This is a genomic window from Lentzea sp. JNUCC 0626 (genome assembly GCF_043632865.1).
Classification (GTDB): Bacteria; Actinomycetota; Actinomycetes; order Mycobacteriales; family Pseudonocardiaceae; genus Lentzea.
This window is the reverse complement of the sequence record NZ_CP171635.1, coordinates 599,848-614,425: the sequence shown is the minus strand read 5'-3', so window position 1 is coordinate 614,425 and position 14,578 is coordinate 599,848. Positions and strand designations below refer to the sequence as shown.

The following is a 14,578-nucleotide window of genomic DNA, read 5'->3' as shown; positions in this document are numbered from 1 at the left end:
GTTCGGTCGATGACACGACTCTGCTCCCGCACGGGCCCTCTTCGAACCCGTGGAACACCCTGGTGAGTCCCTGGCCCGTAGGCTCGGGCCCGTGTCGGACGAAGGACTGCTGGGCAGGCGCGCCGAGGGCGAGACGCTGGACCGGCTGCTCACGCAGGCGCGCTCCGGCGCAGGTCAGGTGCTCGTGCTGCGCGGCGAGGCGGGGATCGGCAAGACCGCGCTGCTCGACCAGGTGTCCAGCAGGGCCGACGGGTTCCGGGTCGCGCGGGCCGCGGGAGTCGAGTCCGAGAGCGCGTTCCCGTACGCGGGCCTGCACCAGCTGTGCGCGCCGTTCCTCGACCGGCTCGACCGCCTGCCCGCGCCGCAACGCGAAGCCCTGGCCACGGCGTTCGGCATGGCCAGCGGGCCGCGGCCGACCCGGTTCATGGTCGGCCTGGCGGTGCTGACGCTGCTGGCCGAGGTCGCCGACGAACAGCCCCTCGTGTGCCTGGTGGACGACGCGCAGTGGCTCGACTCGATGTCGTCGGCGGTGCTCGGGTTCGTCGCCCGCCGCCTCCTGGCCGAACGGATCGCGCTGCTCTTCGTCCTGCGCGAGGGCAACGACTACCTCGACGGGCTGCCGGAACTGCACGTGCGAGGGCTCGACGACGCCGACTCGCGCGCGTTGCTGGAGTCGGTGATCAAGGGACCGGTCGACGGCCGGGTGCGCGACCGGATCGTGGCCGAGGCCCGCGGCAACCCCCTGGCGTTGCTGGAACTCCCGCGCGCCTGGACCACGGCCGAGCTGGCCGACGGGTTCGACGCCGGAGGGCTGACCAGCCGCATCGAGGCCGGGTTCGCCCGGCAGATCGACGAGCTGCCCACCGACACCCGGCTGCTGATGCTGACCGCCGCCGCCGAACCGCTGGGCGACGCTACCCTGCTCTGGCAGGCCGCCGGGCTCCTCGGGCTGGGCGCCGACCCCGCCGCGGCCGCGCTGAACACCGGGCTGGTCGAGTTCGGTGCCCGCGTCCGGTTCCGGCACCCGCTGGTCCGCTCGGCCGTGTACCGCTCGGCGTCGGTCGCGGACAGGTTGAACGTTCACAACGCACTGGCGGACGTGACCGACGAGTCGATCGACCCGGACCGCCGCGCGTGGCACCGGGCGCAGGGCACCGCCGCACCGGACGAGCAGGTCGCCGCCTCGCTGGCGAACACCGCCGGCCGTGCGCAGGCCAGGGGCGGGCTGCTCGCCGCGGCCGCGTTCCTGGAGCAGGCCGCCGTTCTCACCCCCGACGCCGGCCGCCGTGCCGACCGCGAGCTCGCCGCCGCCAGGGCCAAGCGCGAGGCCGGGTCGCTGGACGCCTCGCTCCGGCTGCTCAGCGCCGTCGAGGCTGGGCCGCCGGACGAACTGCGCAGCGCCCAGGTCGAGCAGTTGCGCGGGCACATCGCGTTCGACCAGCGGCGGGTGGCCGACGCGGCGCCGCTGCTGTTCAGCGCCGCGCGCAGGCTCACCCCGTTCGACCTCGACCTGGCCCGCGAGACGCACCTGGAGGCGTTGTCGGCGGAGATCTGGGCCGGGGCGGCGCACACCGCCCGCCCTGCTCCCCCGCCACGCACCCCGGCGTGCGCGCTGGACCTGGTGCTCGACGCGCTGACCGTCCGGCTCACCGAGGGCTACGCGGCGGCCCGGGAACCCATGACCAGGGCGCTCGACGAGGTGAAGACGCTCAAGACGGGCACGCCGTGGCTCTTCGGCAACCGGGCGGCCGGGATCATCGCGAGCGAACTGTGGGACTTCGAGGCGCGCCGGGCGTTCGCGCACCAGCAGGTCAGGCTCGCCCGCGACGCCGGGGCGCTCGTGCAGTTGCAGTTCGCGCTGAACTTCCTGGCGGACAACGAGATCATGGCCGGCGACTCCGCCGCCGCGCAGGCGTTGATCGAGGAGGACCGGCGGATCGCGGAGGTCACCGGCACCCCGGCCGTCGGCTACTCGGTGCTGATGCAGGCCGCGTTCCGGGGTGAGGACCTGTCGACCGCGGCCCGCGCCGAAGCGTTGGAATCAGGCCAGGGCAGGCTCGCCGTGTTCGCCGACTGGACGCTCACGATCCTCCACAACGGACTCGGCCGCCACGACCTCGCCCTCGCCGCCGCCCAACGCGTGCCGGAATCGTTGGTCTACAGCTGCCTGATCACATCCGAACTCGCCGAAGCCGCCTCCCGCACCGGTGACACAGAAGCAGTCTCCGCCGCACTCGAACGGTCGAAGCTGTGGGTCGACACACCGTGGTCGCTCGGCATCAGGGCGAGACTCCGGGCGCTCGACGGCGACCCGGCCGGGTTCGCCGAGTCGATCGTCCACTTCGAACAGACCGCGCTGCGCACCGAACTCGGCCGCGCCCACCTGCTGCACGGCGAGTGGTTGCGCCGCGAAGGCCATCGAGTAGAAGCCCGCGACCACCTCCGCACCGCCCACGAAGTCCTGACGGCAGCAGGGATGCCGACGTTCGCGGACAGGGCGTGGCGCGAGTTGCAGGCGACCGGCGAGACGGCCCGCAAACGCACCGCAGAGCCGACCGACAAACTGACCGCGCAGGAGTACCAGATCGCGAAGCTCGCCAAGGAGGGCTTCTCGAACCCGGAGATCGGCACGCGGCTGTTCCTCAGCCCGCGGACCGTGGAGTGGCACCTGCGCAAGGTGTTCGGCAAGGTCGGCGTGACCTCGCGCCGCCAGCTCCGGGACGCCCAGTTCTGACGAGCGGAACAAATCGGCCGTCCGGATTGCCGCACTGGACCGTTCGGCCGCACACTGCGGTCATGGCGATCATGAAACAGCTGCACGAACTGGGCGGCGTGCCCGCCGAGCACGCCGCCGAACCCGACCAGAAACTCGCCGTCGTCGCGTGCATGGACGCCCGCATGGACGTCTACGAGATCCTCTGCCTGAAGACCGGCGACGCGCACGTGATCCGCAACGCGGGCGGCGTGATCACCGACGACGTGATCAGGTCGCTCGCGGTGAGCCAGCACAAGCTGGGCACCCGGCACATCATGTTGTTGCACCACACCAAGTGCGGCATGGCCGGGTTCGACGAGGAGAAGTTCCGCGACGACCTGACCGCCACCGCCGGGTTCAGTCCCGAGTGGTCGGCCGACGGGTTCGACGACGTGGACCTCGACGTGCTGCAGTCGGTGGCGCGGATCCGGGCGAACCCCTTCGTCCCGTTCAAGGGCTGGATCGGTGGCTACGTCTACGACGTCGACACCGAAGAGGTCCGTCCGGCCGCACCGCAACGCCCGCAGGCCTGCTGAGTCAGTTCCCGGCGTCCAGCCACGCCTGCAGCGAGGTCGGCTGGAGCTGCGCGCCCGCGTTCGGCACGAGTTGCTTGCCGGTCAGGAACGTGCCGAAGTACTTGGCCTGCGGGTCACCGACGACCTCGCGCTCGTCCTCGCGCTGCTGGAGAACCGTGCGGATCCAACCGTCCATTGTGAACTCCTCCGGCCCGCCGATCTCCAGCACGCCGTTCACCGGAGCCCCGGCGGCGGTGCGGCCGACGATCGCGGCCACGTCGGAGGCCGCGATCGGCTGGACGCCACCGTGCGGGAGGTGCACGGCGCCGTCCAGCTCGGCGGAGTTCGCGATGGCACCCGCGAACTCGAAGAACTGGGTGGCGCGGACGATCGAGTACGGCAGCCCCGACTCCGTGATGAGCTTCTCCTGCGCCACCTTCGCGCGCAGGTAGCCGGATTCGGGCAGTTCGTCGGTGCCGACGATCGACAGCGCGACGTAGTGGCCGACCCCGGCTTCGGCGGCGGCGTCGGTCAGGTTGGTCGTGGCGGTGGTGAAGAAGTTCATGACGTCGTCGTCGGCGAACGACGGCGAGTTCGACACGTCGATCAGCACGTCGGCGCCCTGCAGAACCTCCTTCACCCCCTCACCGGTCAGCGTGTTGACGCCGGAGTTCGGGGACGCGGGCACGGCGTCGTGGCCGTGCTCGCCGAGCCGCCGCACGACCTGGCTGCCGATCAACCCGGTGCCACCGATGACAACGATCCTCATGGGTCCGTCCCTCTCGTGAGCCCGCCGGAGCGCGGGCGTTCACGAGCTAAGACAGGACAGCCACGACGGTTGTGACAGGCCTACCGGAAGGCAGCCAGTTTGTCGGGGTTGACCAGCCACAACACCTGGTCGATGCCCTCCGCCGAGGCCGTCACGGTGATCACCGCGAAGGCACCCTCGGCGTTGCTCAACCGCACCGCGCTCTGCCCGTTCGCCTCGACGAACGCCATCTCCGCGCCCGCCCAGAACGTCGGCGCCCACCCCGAGATGATCTTCGCCAGGGACTCCGCGCCGAACAGCGGTCGCCCGGCCGCGCGGATCGCGCCGTTGCTGTCGGACCAGCTCACGACGTCCTGCGCGAACAGCTTCTCCAGCGCCGCCAGGTCACCGGCCTGCGCCGCCGCCACGAACGCCTCCAGCAGCTTGCGCTGATCCGCCCGCTCGACCGGCACCCGGCGTTCGTCGGCGAGGTGCTTGCGCGCCCGGCTCACCAGCTGCCGCGTCGCGACCTCGCTGGTCTGCACGATCTCCGCGATTTCGCGGTACGGGTAGTCGAACGCCTCGCGCAGCACGTACGCGGCACGTTCGGTCGGCGTCAGCTTCTCCAGCAGCATCAACACCGCGAGCTCCAGCACCGCGCCCTGCTCGGCCCCGACCTGCGGGTCCGCAGTGGTGTCGACGGGCTCCGGCAACCACGGCCCGACATAGGTCTCCCGGCGAGCGCGAGCGGTCTGCGACTCGTTGATCGCGAGCCGGGTGATCGCGGTGGCGAGGTACGCCTCGGCGTTGCGGACGGCCGCGCGGTCCGCGAGTTGCCAGCGCAGCCACACCTCCTGCACGAGGTCCTCGGCGTCGGCCACGCTGCCGGTCATGCGGTAGGCGATGCCGAACAGCCTCGGCCGGGCCGCCGCGAACACCGATTCGGCCTCGTCGAGCTGCTGGGTCATCAGCCACCCCTCTCGTCACGGCAACGTTAGCGCCGATCGGAGAGGGGGGTGATGTGGCACCTCACACGCCTTCGCAGCTCCAGCGCAGCGGCCCGTGCGTGGGCGACGGGGCGAAGACCTGGTTGTCGTCGCTCACGACGATCCGGTCGTACTCGTCCAGCCTGCCGGGGATCGGCAGCTCCGCGAGGAACTTCGTGCCCTGCCACACCGACAGGGGACCACCGATGGCGGTGCGCCTGCCGACGACCAGCCCGCGGGCGTTGATGGAGATGACCGTGCCACCGTCCTCGATGTCGCCGGCCCGGCCGTCGCGGTCCCACAACACCGCCTGCTGGTCGACCGGGTCGAAGAACATCTTCATGCCGCCCGCCATCCCGCCGCCGATCGCGTCGGCGAACACCATCGCGCCGCCCGTGTCCAGCGGCGTCACCTGTCCGTCGCGCCAGTACGCGCCGCCGGTCGGACTGGTCGGTCGCAAGAGGACGGTGCCGTCCTCGTCCAGGCCGTGCACGCGACCGACCGGCGAGTCGATGATCCGCGCTCCCACCGCGAAGGGCGACAACAGCATGCCCACGTGCTGGCCGCTGTCGGTCTTGACGGCCCCGGTCAGCACGTCGCCGCGGTCGTTGAGGCCCACCGCGCCCGTGAGCTGGTACCCGACCGGTGCGAAGAGCTGGGTGAGCGTTCCCGAGCCCCAGTGGCCGCCCGAGTACAGGAAGACCGACGCGCGGTCCTCACCGAAGATCTGGCTCTGCAGCAGCACCGTGCCCGCCGCGTTCTCGCCCTTCACGTCCAGCAGCGGCAGATGCGCGGTCTCCTGCACCACGCGCGGTTTGCCGCCCGTCCAGAGGACCAGTTCGTCCTTGTTGCTGCCCGGTTTGCGGGACGTGCCCGCGAACTCGCCGCCGCTCAGCGTGCCTTTGACGAAGGTCCACTTCACGTCGTACCCGTCCGGCATCTCCACCTTCGACACGCCCCACTGGCACGGCGCCTCCGCCGCCGCGGCGGGTGCCATCAAAGTCGTGCAGGCCAGGCTGATCGCCGCTGCCAACGCCAACGTCCGCATCACTTGCCCTCTCGTTCACAGGTCCAGCGCAGCGGCCAGTACCGGCGGGGCGTGCTGAACACCTGGTTGTCGTCGCTCACGACGAACTGGGTGTCGTACTCCCAGACCCCGTCGGGATACGGCAGTTCCGCGAGGAGCTTCGTGCCGCGCCAGACCGCGGTGGGACCGTTCATCGTGGAGCGTGAGCCGACGATCAGGCCGCGCGCGTTGATGGCGCGGGCGGCACCACCGTCCTCCAGTTCCCGAACGCTGCCGTCGCGATCCCACACCAGGCCCTGCGACTGCGGTGCCGCGCCCAGGATCTTGAGACCGACCGTCTTCCCGCCCGCGATGGCGTCGGCGAACGTGGTCGAGCCGTCGCCCTCCAGGTACGTCAGCACCCCGTTGCGCCACAACGCTCCCGGCTTGCCGCTGTGGCCTCGCAACAGCACGGTGCCGTCCTCGTCCAGGCCGTACGGCAGGCCTGCGGTCTGGTCGACGATCTGCGGCCCGGCCGCGATCGGGGAGAACAGGACGCCGACGAACTGCCCGTCCAGGATCCTGCGGCCGCGCACGAGCACGTCACCGCGGTCGTTGATCGCGACCCCGCTGCCGAGCTGGTAGCCCGCCGGCGGGAGGACCTCGGTGACCGTTCCGGCGCCCTGGTGGCCGCCCGAGTACAGGTAGACCACCCAGCGCTGTTCGCCGACGATCTCGCCGCTGAGCAGCACGGTGCCCGCGGCGTTCTCGTCGTGGACCTGGAGCCACTGCAGGTGCGCCACCTCCGGCACCACCCGCGGCTTGCCGTTCGTCCAGAGGACCAGGTCCTCCGTCATCGTGCCGGGCCTGCGCACGACCCCCGAGTAGTCGCCCCCGCCTGCGGTGGCGCGCACGAAGGTCAGTCCCGGGTCGTACCCGTCCGGCACCTCGACCTTCGACACGACCCACGTGCACGGTGCCTCGTCGGCCATCGCCCCCCCCCCGGCGCCGCGAGAACCGTGCAGGCCATCCCCACAGCCGCCACGAACGCTCGTCTTCGCATCTCGATCTCCCCCTGAGCTCGACTGACACGACCCTCACGCCCCTGCGTGTTTCCCGGTTGCCGTGTGTCACCCGAACGGCCCAGGGCAGACTGATCACGTGACCACCGAACGCCCCAGCCCTCCGTTGCAGGCGGGCGAACGCGAGACCCTGCGCGCGTTCCTCGACTTCCACCGCGCCACCCTCGCGATGAAGTGCGACGGCCTGTCCGACGACGACCTGCGCCGCCGGTCGATGCCGCCGTCCACGCTCACGTTGCTGAGCCTGGTGCGGCACATGGCCGAGGTCGAGCGCACCTGGTTCCGCAAGGTCATCAACGGCGAGGACATCCCCCTCGTCTGGTCCGAGGACAACGACTACCAGGTCGCCTACGACGCCTCGAACTCCACGCGCTCCGAGGCGTTCGCCGCGTGGCAGCACGAGGTCGAGCACGCGCGCCGGATCGAACGCGAGGCCGAGTCGCTCGACGTGACGGGCTACCAGCCGCGCTGGGGCGAGCACGTGTCGTTGCGGCTGGTGATGAACCACCTGTGCCACGAGTACGCGCGGCACAACGGCCACGCCGACTTCCTGCGCGAGGGCATCGACGGCGTCACCGGGGCGTGACGGCTCTCAGGACTCGCCGTCGTCGGCAGGCGGCAGGCCCTCGATCGACCGGGCGTGCTGGATCATGCCGAGCACGGCCTTGATGCTCGCGGGCGAGAGACCGTTCGCGCGCAGGGCCAGCGAACGCACGTCGCTGTCGCGCAGCGCGACCAGCAGTTCCAACTGGTCCTCGATGCCGCTGGTGTCCTCGTCGAGGAAGTAAGACGTGGGCACGCCGAAGAACTGGGCGAGGCCTTCGAGGTGGCGTTTCGTCGGGTTGTCCCGCAGGCCCTTGCGCAGCTGCCAGACGTAGGTGTGCGAGATCGAGATACCCGCCTCGCGGATCGCGCCGGCCACCTCTTCGTAGGTGTATTCGCGCTGGCCCGCCGGGCGCACCGTCCTGAACAACCGGTCCAGCCGTGCGGCCAGCGAGGCCGGTTCCCCCTGGGCTACCACCGGCACATCGTAGTTGACCGCGATCACACGGCATCGGCTTGACCGGGCTTTCCGACGCGTGAGATCGTCTCCCGGTCGATCAACTCAGATTTATGAAGCTGAGCGATCGTCAACTCTGGGGGTGTGGAGGGCGGACGAATCCCTGGCGTCCACCCTCCACCCGACTTCGTCAGTGACCTGCGGCCGACGGGGGCAGATCGGCCTGCGCGAGGCTCACCCCGCGGTCCGGGACGACGCCGAAGTGCGTGATCTGCCGGCCCGCGCCCAGTTCCGTGATCCAGTTCGCCGCCGTCCGGAACCGCCCGTACGGCAGGTCCATCAGGTGGTAGCCGCGGGTCACGGCCTTGGCGGGCAGGCTCGTGAGCGGCAGGCCCAGCGGGTTCGCGACGGCCTGCCAGCCGCCGAGGTCGACCACGAACCCCAGGTCCTTGTGCCGGTACTCGCGCGAGGTGCCGTGACCGAGCGACGCCGCGATGTTGTGCGCGGCGGTCTTGCCCTGGCGTTCGGCGTGCTGGGCGGTCATGGCCGTGATCTCACCCGGCCGGACCAGATCCGGGACGGCGGCGGCGTCTCCTGCGGCCCACACGTCCTCGCAGACCCGCAGGTGGGTGTCGGTGTCGATCCGGCCGTTGGTCGCGGGCCTGTTCAACGTGCTCACGAGCGGGTCGGGCCGCACGCCGACACACCACACCACGGTCCGCGTCTGGATCTCGCTGCCGTCGGAGAGCCGGGCGCACGTCGCGGTCATCTCCTTCAGGCTCGTCTCCAGCTTGACCTCGGCACCGCGCTTGAGCAGGACTTTGTGCGTCGGGCCGGACAGCCTTGGGTCGAGGCCGGGCAGCACGCGCTTCGCGATGTCCACGAGGATCCAGCGCGGTTTCACGTCCTTGAGCCCCGGCAGGTGGCGCCACGCGTCCTGGGTCAGCAGCTGCGTCTGCGCGAGCACCTCCGTCCCCGTGTAGCCCGCGCCCACCACCACGAACGTGCACCGCGCGCGGCGTTCCTCAGGGTCGTCGGACTGGTCGGCGAGTTCGAGCTGCCGCAGCACGTGGTCGCGCAGGTGGATGGCCTCGACGATGGTCCGGAAGCCCTTCGCGTGCTCGGCGACGCCGGGGATCGACAGCAGCCGGGTGACGCTGCCGGAGGTGATCAGCAGCCGGTCGAACGCCATCTCGCGGGCGCGACCCTCGACGTCGGTGACCTGCACGCACTTGCCGGCGAGGTCGATGCCGGTCGCGGCGCCCAGCACGAGCTTGGTGCGCTTGAGCTTGTTGCGCAGCGGCACCGCGACGCGGCGCGGGTCGAGCACGCCGCCCGCGACCTCGGGCAGCAGCGGGATGTAGAGCATGTAGTCGACCGGGTTGATCGCGACCAGCTCGGCCGCGCTCTCCGGCAGCGTGCGCTCCAGCGTGCGCAGACAGTGGAATCCGGCGAATCCGGTACCGATCACCAGGACCCTCGGCCGAGCGGACATCCGTCCTCCTCGTGCAACCGTCAGTAGAAGCCCTCACGCCGCGCGGAGCTCTTGTGGCCCAGGTCGGCGCTGATCCGTTCCGCGGCGTCGAGCAGCAACGGCACCACCTCGCCGCGGATCTCCTGCACAGATGATCGCCCGACGGAGGTCGACGACGCGAGCGCGGCGACCACCTCCCCGGTGCGGTCGCGGACGGGCGCGGACACCGAGAGCAGCCCGATCTCCAGTTCCTCCGCCACGATCGACCACCCGTCCGAGCGAACCTGCCGCAGGTTCGCCCGGAACGCCTCGGCGTCGGTGAGCGTGTGCTTCGTGAGCGCGGGCATCCCGGCAGCGACGATCTCGTCGACCAGCGCGTCCGGTGCCCACGCCAGCAGCACGCGGCCCATCGACGACGCGAACGCCGGGATGCGGGTGCCGACCGACACGTTGATGCTCATGATCCGCCGCACCGGCACGCGGGCGACGTAGACGGCGTCCCGTCCGTCCAGTTCGGCGAGCGACGCCGACTCGCCGGTCTTCGCGGACAGCTCCAGCAGGTGCGGCTGCGCGATCTCGATCATCGCGTGGGACGCCGAGTAGTGCTGCCCGATGCTCAGCACACGCGGGGTGAGCGTCCACCGCGTACCTTCGTTGCGCACGTACCCCAACCGTTGCAGGGTAAGGAGAATCCGGCGGACGGCCGGGCGGGAGAGGTTGGTCGCGGCGGCCAGTTCGGCGAGGTTCGGGCTGACCCTGTCCTCGTCGAACGCGAGCAGCACGGCGAACCCGCGCTCGATGCTCTGGATGAAGTCGCGTTCGTCCGCCCCGCTGGTCATCGCCCCATCTTTCCGCACCGCCACCCGTTGACACGGCCGCAACGTCGGTGCACCCTCATGTAACCGCAAAGCGTACATGTTGTACGCACAGCGTACAGGAGGAGCGGGAGATGACTCTGGATCACCGCACAATCCGCAACGGGTTCGGCAGGTTCGCCACCGGTGTCACAGTCGTGACCTGCCGCAACGACGACGGAGAGCCGCACGGCGCGACCGTCAACGCCTTCACGGCCGTCTCGCTGGAACCGGCGCTGTGCCAGGTCACGCTCACCCGCAAGGCCAAGGCCTGCCGCTTCCTCGACGCCAAGCCGTTCGCCGTCAACGTCCTCGCCGCCGACCAGATCGACGCGGCGTGGACCTTCGCGGGCCGCCCCCAAGGGCCCGCGCCGCGCTGGGCAGACGGGCCGACCGCCCCCGTTCTGCTCGGCAACGCCGCGACCATCTCTTGTCTGCCGTGGCGCACGTACGACGGTGGTGACCACCTGATCGTCATCGGTGAGGTCACGCACCTCAGCACCAGCGACGCCGATCCGTTGCTGTTCTTCGGTGGTGCCTTCCGCGAGATGGCGGACCGCACCGCGGATCACTGGATGAGCTCGGTCGACTGCCCGGACATCGGGTGGTTCGGCTCCGGCTTCGCCCCACTGCGAACCACTTCAACGCTGAAGGGTTAGGCATGACCACGCAGCAGCAGCAACGCACGACCCGGCCGATGACCGGCGAGGAGTACATCGAGTCCATTCGGGACGGACGCGAGATCTTCCTCGGTGGTGAGAAGGTCGGCGACGTCACGACGCACCCGGCGTTCCGCAACTCCGTCCGGATGACCGCGCGGCTCTACGACGCGTTGCACGACCCGGACAAGCAGGCCGTGCTGACCGCGCCGACCGACACCGGCAGCAGCGGCTTCACGCACCCGTTCTTCCGCACGCCCCGCAGCAGTGCCGACCTCTACGCCGACCGCGCCGCCATCGCGGAGTGGGCGCGGATGACCTACGGCTGGATGGGCCGCAGCCCGGACTACAAGGCCGCGTTCCTGGGGACCCTCGGTGCCAACGCGGACTTCTACAACCCGTTCGCGGACAACGCGCGCCGCTGGTACCAGGAGTCGCAGGAGAAGGTCCTGTACTGGAACCACGCGATCATCAACCCGCCGGTCGACCGCAACCGCAACCCCGACGAGGTCAGCGACGTGTTCATGCACGTCGAGGAGGAGCGCGACGACGGCCTGATCGTGTCCGGCGCGAAGGTCGTGGCGACCGGGTCGGCGATCACGAACTACAACTTCATCGCGCACTACGGCCTGCCGATCAAGAAGCGCGAGTTCGCGTTGGTGTGCACGGTGCCGATGGGCGCGCCGGGGATGAAGCTGATCTGCCGCAACTCCTACGCCGCCAACGTGGACAAGACGACCGGGCCGTTCGACTACCCGCTGTCGTCGCGGTTCGACGAGAACGACACGATCTTCGTGCTGGACCGGGTGAAGATCCCGTGGGAGAACGTCTTCATCTACGGCGACGCCGAGAAGGCCAGCACGTTCTTCCCCGGTTCCGGGTTCCTGCACCGCTTCACGTTCCACGGCGTCACCCGGCTTTCGGTCAAGCTCGACTTCATCGCCGGGCTACTGCTGAAGGGCGTGGAAGCCACCGGGGTCAAGGACTTCCGCGGCATCCAGACCCGCGTCGGCGAGGTCATCGGGTGGCGCAACCTGTTCCACGCGTTGTCCGAGGCGATGTGCGCGCGGCCGGACGAGTGGGTGGACGGCGCGGTGCTGCCGCACCTCGACTTCGGCCTGGCCTACCGGTGGTTCATGACCGTCGGCTATCCCCGCATCCGCGAGATCATCATGCAGGACATGGGATCCGCGCTGATCTACCTGCCGTCGTCGGCCAAGGACTTCATGTCCGACGAGACGCGGCCGTACCTCGACAAGTACGTGCGCGGGTCGAACGGCATGGACGCCGTCGAGCGGGTGAAGCTGATGAAGCTGATCTGGGACTCGATCGGCAGCGAGTTCGGTGGCCGGCACGAGCTGTACGAGCGCAACTACTCCGGCAACCACGAGGGCGTGCGGGCGGAGATGCTGTTCGCCGCCCAGCAGTCCGGCACGGCGGACGCCATGAAGGGCTTCGCCGAGCAGTGCATGGCCGAGTACGACCTGAACGGCTGGACCGTTCCCGACCTCTTCAACCCCGGCGCAACTGTGCTGAACGGAAGGTGACACTCCCGATGACTGCCGTTCACTCCCCCACCGCCGCCGACTCCGGTGCCTCTGCGAGCGCCAACTTCCGTTCTTCTGCAAGGGAAGGGCTCGCCGTTTCCGCTGACCGGGTGTCCACTGTGGTCACCGCCGTGCTGCAGGGCGTGCACTCGGCGATCCGCGCCCACGACGTCACCTACCCCGAGTTCCAGGCCGCGAAGCAGTGGCTGATGGACCTCGGCGAGGGCGGCGAGTGGCCGTTGTTCCTGGACGTGTTCGTGGAGCACGTCGTCGAGGAGGTCGCGGCCCGCACGCAGGACGGCACCAAGGGCAGCATCCTCGGGCCGTACTACCTGCCGGACCAGGTCGGGCTGCCCGCCGTGTGCACGTTGCCCATGCGCGCGGACGAAGAGGGCGCGCCGCTGGTGTTCTCCGGGCGCGTGACGGACCTCGCCGGGCAGCCGCTGGCCGGTGCCGAGCTCGACATCTGGCACGCCGACTCGCTCGGCTACTACTCCGGGTTCGCGCCGGACATCCCGTCCGGGAACCTGCGGGCCGTGGTGACGACCGACGCCGACGGCCGGTTCGAGATCACGACCGTGCAACCCGCGCCGTACCAGATCCCGACGGACGGGCCGACCGGGCGGATGATCGACGCGGCGGGCTGGCACCCGTGGCGTCCCGCGCACCTGCACCTCATCGTCCGCGCTGATGGACACCGGCCGATCACCACGCAGCTCTACTTCTCGGGCGGGCAGTACGTCGACGACGACGTGGCCGAGGCCGTGAAGCCCGAGCTCGTGCTGACGCCGGTCGACCAGCGCGTGTCCTACGACTTCGTGCTCGAACCGGCATGAACGATCTGCTGATCGACGGCGTGGACACCGTCCTGCTCGACGTCCCGCTCGTCCGGCCGCACCGCTTCGCCCGCACCGGGATGGACGCGCAGCCCGTGCTGCTCGTCCACGTCCGGACCGCGGGCGGGGCGGTCGGCCTCGGCGAGGGGGTCGTGCCGGGCGGGCCGTGGTGGGGCGGTGAGTCGGTCGAGACGATGAAGATCGTCATCGACCAGTACATCGCCCCACTGCTCCTGGGCCGTCGAGTCGACGACATCGCGGGCATCCTGCAGGCGGTCAACGACGTTGTCAACGCGAACCTCTACGCCAAAGCCGCCGTGGAGGTCGCGTTGCACGACGCGTGGGCGCGGTCGTTGGGCGTGCCGGTGCACACGTTGCTGGGTGGGCTGGCGCGCACGTCGATCCCGGTGACGTGGGCGCTCGGCACCGAGCCCGCGGCCGTCGTGATCGAGGAGGCGATGGCCAAGCTCGACCTCGGGCACCGCAGCTTCAAGCTCAAGATGGGCGCGCAGGACCCCGCCGACGACGTGCGGCGGGTGAGCGTGATCGCGGAGAAGCTGGCCGGGGTGGCGGGTGTGCGCGTGGACATCAACGCCCGCTGGGACCGGTTGACGTCGTTGCGGTACCTGCCGGTGCTGGCCGACGCCGGCGTCGAACTGGTCGAGCAGCCGGTGCCGGGCGCGGAGGTCGAGTGGCTGGCGGAGATCAACCGCGCGCTGCCGATCCCGGTGATGGCGGACGAGTCGTTGCGCACGCCCTCGGATGCGTTGCGGCTGGCGGGAATGCGGGCGGCGGACGTGTTCTCGTTGAAGACGACCAAGTCCGGCGGGCTGCGGGCGACGGCGGCGATCGCTTCGATCGCGGCCGCGGCGGGTATTCCGTGCCACGGCGGCACCTCGATCGAGAGCCCGGTCGGCACGGCGGCGTCGCTGCACCTCGCCTGCGCCTCTCCGGCGGTGACGTGGGGCAGCGAGCTGTTCGGACCGTTGCTCATGCGCGAGGAGCTGCTGGCCACGCCGCTGCGCTACGACGGCGGTGACCTGCACCTGCCGGTCGGCCCCGGGCTCGGCATCGAGCTGGACCCGGCGGCCGTCGCGGCCTTCACCCGGAGGTGAG

Annotated in this window: 14 protein-coding genes; 7 read left to right on the top strand and 7 right to left on the bottom strand. The window is 70.4% G+C overall.

What is annotated here, in order from left to right; all coding sequences use genetic code 11:
• The first annotated feature begins 91 nt into the window (after positions 1–91).
• The gene (locus tag JNUCC0626_RS02965; RefSeq protein WP_394618083.1) at positions 92–2,734 is read left to right on the top strand and encodes a helix-turn-helix transcriptional regulator; all 2,643 of its coding nucleotides are present in this window, start codon (positions 92–94) and stop codon (positions 2,732–2,734) included.
• Between the two features lie 62 nt (positions 2,735–2,796).
• On the top strand, positions 2,797–3,291 hold the full coding sequence (locus JNUCC0626_RS02960; RefSeq protein WP_394618082.1) for a beta-class carbonic anhydrase: 495 nt from the start codon (positions 2,797–2,799) through the stop codon (positions 3,289–3,291).
• A 1-nt stretch (position 3,292) separates the two neighbouring features.
• Here JNUCC0626_RS02960 and JNUCC0626_RS02955 read toward each other — a convergent pair whose 3' ends face one another.
• From JNUCC0626_RS02955 to JNUCC0626_RS02940, 4 genes are all read right to left on the bottom strand, one after another.
• Positions 3,293–4,039, bottom strand: coding sequence for an SDR family oxidoreductase (locus tag JNUCC0626_RS02955; RefSeq protein ID WP_394618081.1), 747 nt, complete (start codon positions 4,037–4,039; stop codon positions 3,293–3,295).
• Positions 4,040–4,119: 80 nt separating this feature from the next.
• Positions 4,120–4,986 (bottom strand): RNA polymerase sigma-70 factor, encoded by an 867-nt coding sequence (locus JNUCC0626_RS02950; protein ID WP_394618080.1) that lies wholly within the window; start codon positions 4,984–4,986, stop codon positions 4,120–4,122.
• Between the two features lie 61 nt (positions 4,987–5,047).
• Complete coding sequence (locus tag JNUCC0626_RS02945) at positions 5,048–6,055, bottom strand: hypothetical protein (RefSeq protein WP_394618079.1); 1,008 nt, start codon at positions 6,053–6,055, stop codon at positions 5,048–5,050.
• A complete protein-coding gene (locus tag JNUCC0626_RS02940) occupies positions 6,052–7,002 on the bottom strand; it encodes a hypothetical protein (protein ID WP_394618078.1) in 951 nt (316 codons plus the stop codon). The genes JNUCC0626_RS02945 and JNUCC0626_RS02940 overlap by 4 nt, the downstream gene beginning before the upstream one ends.
• Before the next feature lie 169 nt (positions 7,003–7,171).
• Between JNUCC0626_RS02940 and JNUCC0626_RS02935 the strand changes: the two genes are divergently transcribed.
• Entirely contained in the window at positions 7,172–7,678 is a 507-nt protein-coding gene (locus tag JNUCC0626_RS02935) for a DinB family protein (RefSeq protein ID WP_394618077.1), read from the top strand.
• Between the two features lie 6 nt (positions 7,679–7,684).
• On the opposite strand, the gene JNUCC0626_RS02930 is transcribed toward JNUCC0626_RS02935, so the two are convergent.
• The 3 genes from JNUCC0626_RS02930 to JNUCC0626_RS02920 form a co-directional block, all read right to left on the bottom strand.
• Positions 7,685–8,113: an XRE family transcriptional regulator gene (locus JNUCC0626_RS02930; protein ID WP_394618076.1), complete on the bottom strand. Its 429-nt coding sequence runs from the start codon at positions 8,111–8,113 to the stop codon at positions 7,685–7,687.
• Between the two features lie 169 nt (positions 8,114–8,282).
• Positions 8,283–9,587: an NAD(P)/FAD-dependent oxidoreductase gene (locus JNUCC0626_RS02925; protein WP_394618075.1), complete on the bottom strand. Its 1,305-nt coding sequence runs from the start codon at positions 9,585–9,587 to the stop codon at positions 8,283–8,285.
• A gap of 20 nt (positions 9,588–9,607) precedes the next feature.
• The gene (locus JNUCC0626_RS02920; protein WP_394618074.1) at positions 9,608–10,405 is read right to left on the bottom strand and encodes an IclR family transcriptional regulator domain-containing protein; all 798 of its coding nucleotides are present in this window, start codon (positions 10,403–10,405) and stop codon (positions 9,608–9,610) included.
• Between the two features lie 110 nt (positions 10,406–10,515).
• Here JNUCC0626_RS02920 and JNUCC0626_RS02915 point away from each other — a divergent pair, with 110 nt between their 5' ends.
• From JNUCC0626_RS02915 to JNUCC0626_RS02900, 4 genes are read left to right on the top strand one after another with little or no spacing between them, the layout of a single operon-like run.
• Positions 10,516–11,079: a flavin reductase family protein gene (locus tag JNUCC0626_RS02915; RefSeq protein ID WP_394618073.1), complete on the top strand. Its 564-nt coding sequence runs from the start codon at positions 10,516–10,518 to the stop codon at positions 11,077–11,079.
• Positions 11,080–11,081: 2 nt separating this feature from the next.
• A complete protein-coding gene (locus JNUCC0626_RS02910) occupies positions 11,082–12,626 on the top strand; it encodes a 4-hydroxyphenylacetate 3-hydroxylase family protein (RefSeq protein WP_394618072.1) in 1,545 nt (514 codons plus the stop codon).
• 8 nt (positions 12,627–12,634) lie between these two features.
• Positions 12,635–13,462, top strand: coding sequence for a dioxygenase (locus JNUCC0626_RS02905; protein WP_394618071.1), 828 nt, complete (start codon positions 12,635–12,637; stop codon positions 13,460–13,462).
• A complete protein-coding gene (locus JNUCC0626_RS02900; protein WP_394618070.1) occupies positions 13,459–14,577 on the top strand; it encodes a muconate/chloromuconate family cycloisomerase in 1,119 nt (372 codons plus the stop codon). Before JNUCC0626_RS02905 ends, JNUCC0626_RS02900 begins: the two co-directional genes overlap by 4 nt.
• The last annotated feature ends 1 nt before the right edge of the window (position 14,578 follow it).

Coding starts and splice junctions, on each gene's coding strand:
- JNUCC0626_RS02960 (WP_394618082.1), top strand. CDS start 2,797: ATGGCGATCATGAAACAGCTGCACGAACTGGGCGGCGTGCCCGCCGAG.
- JNUCC0626_RS02955 (WP_394618081.1), bottom strand. CDS start 4,039: ATGAGGATCGTTGTCATCGGTGGCACCGGGTTGATCGGCAGCCAGGTC.
- JNUCC0626_RS02950 (WP_394618080.1), bottom strand. CDS start 4,986: ATGACCCAGCAGCTCGACGAGGCCGAATCGGTGTTCGCGGCGGCCCGG.
- JNUCC0626_RS02940 (WP_394618078.1), bottom strand. CDS start 7,002: ATGGCCGACGAGGCACCGTGCACGTGGGTCGTGTCGAAGGTCGAGGTG.
- JNUCC0626_RS02925 (WP_394618075.1), bottom strand. CDS start 9,587: ATGTCCGCTCGGCCGAGGGTCCTGGTGATCGGTACCGGATTCGCCGGA.
- JNUCC0626_RS02920 (WP_394618074.1), bottom strand. CDS start 10,405: ATGACCAGCGGGGCGGACGAACGCGACTTCATCCAGAGCATCGAGCGC.
- JNUCC0626_RS02915 (WP_394618073.1), top strand. CDS start 10,516: ATGACTCTGGATCACCGCACAATCCGCAACGGGTTCGGCAGGTTCGCC.
- JNUCC0626_RS02910 (WP_394618072.1), top strand. CDS start 11,082: ATGACCACGCAGCAGCAGCAACGCACGACCCGGCCGATGACCGGCGAG.
- JNUCC0626_RS02905 (WP_394618071.1), top strand. CDS start 12,635: ATGACTGCCGTTCACTCCCCCACCGCCGCCGACTCCGGTGCCTCTGCG.
- JNUCC0626_RS02900 (WP_394618070.1), top strand. CDS start 13,459: ATGAACGATCTGCTGATCGACGGCGTGGACACCGTCCTGCTCGACGTC.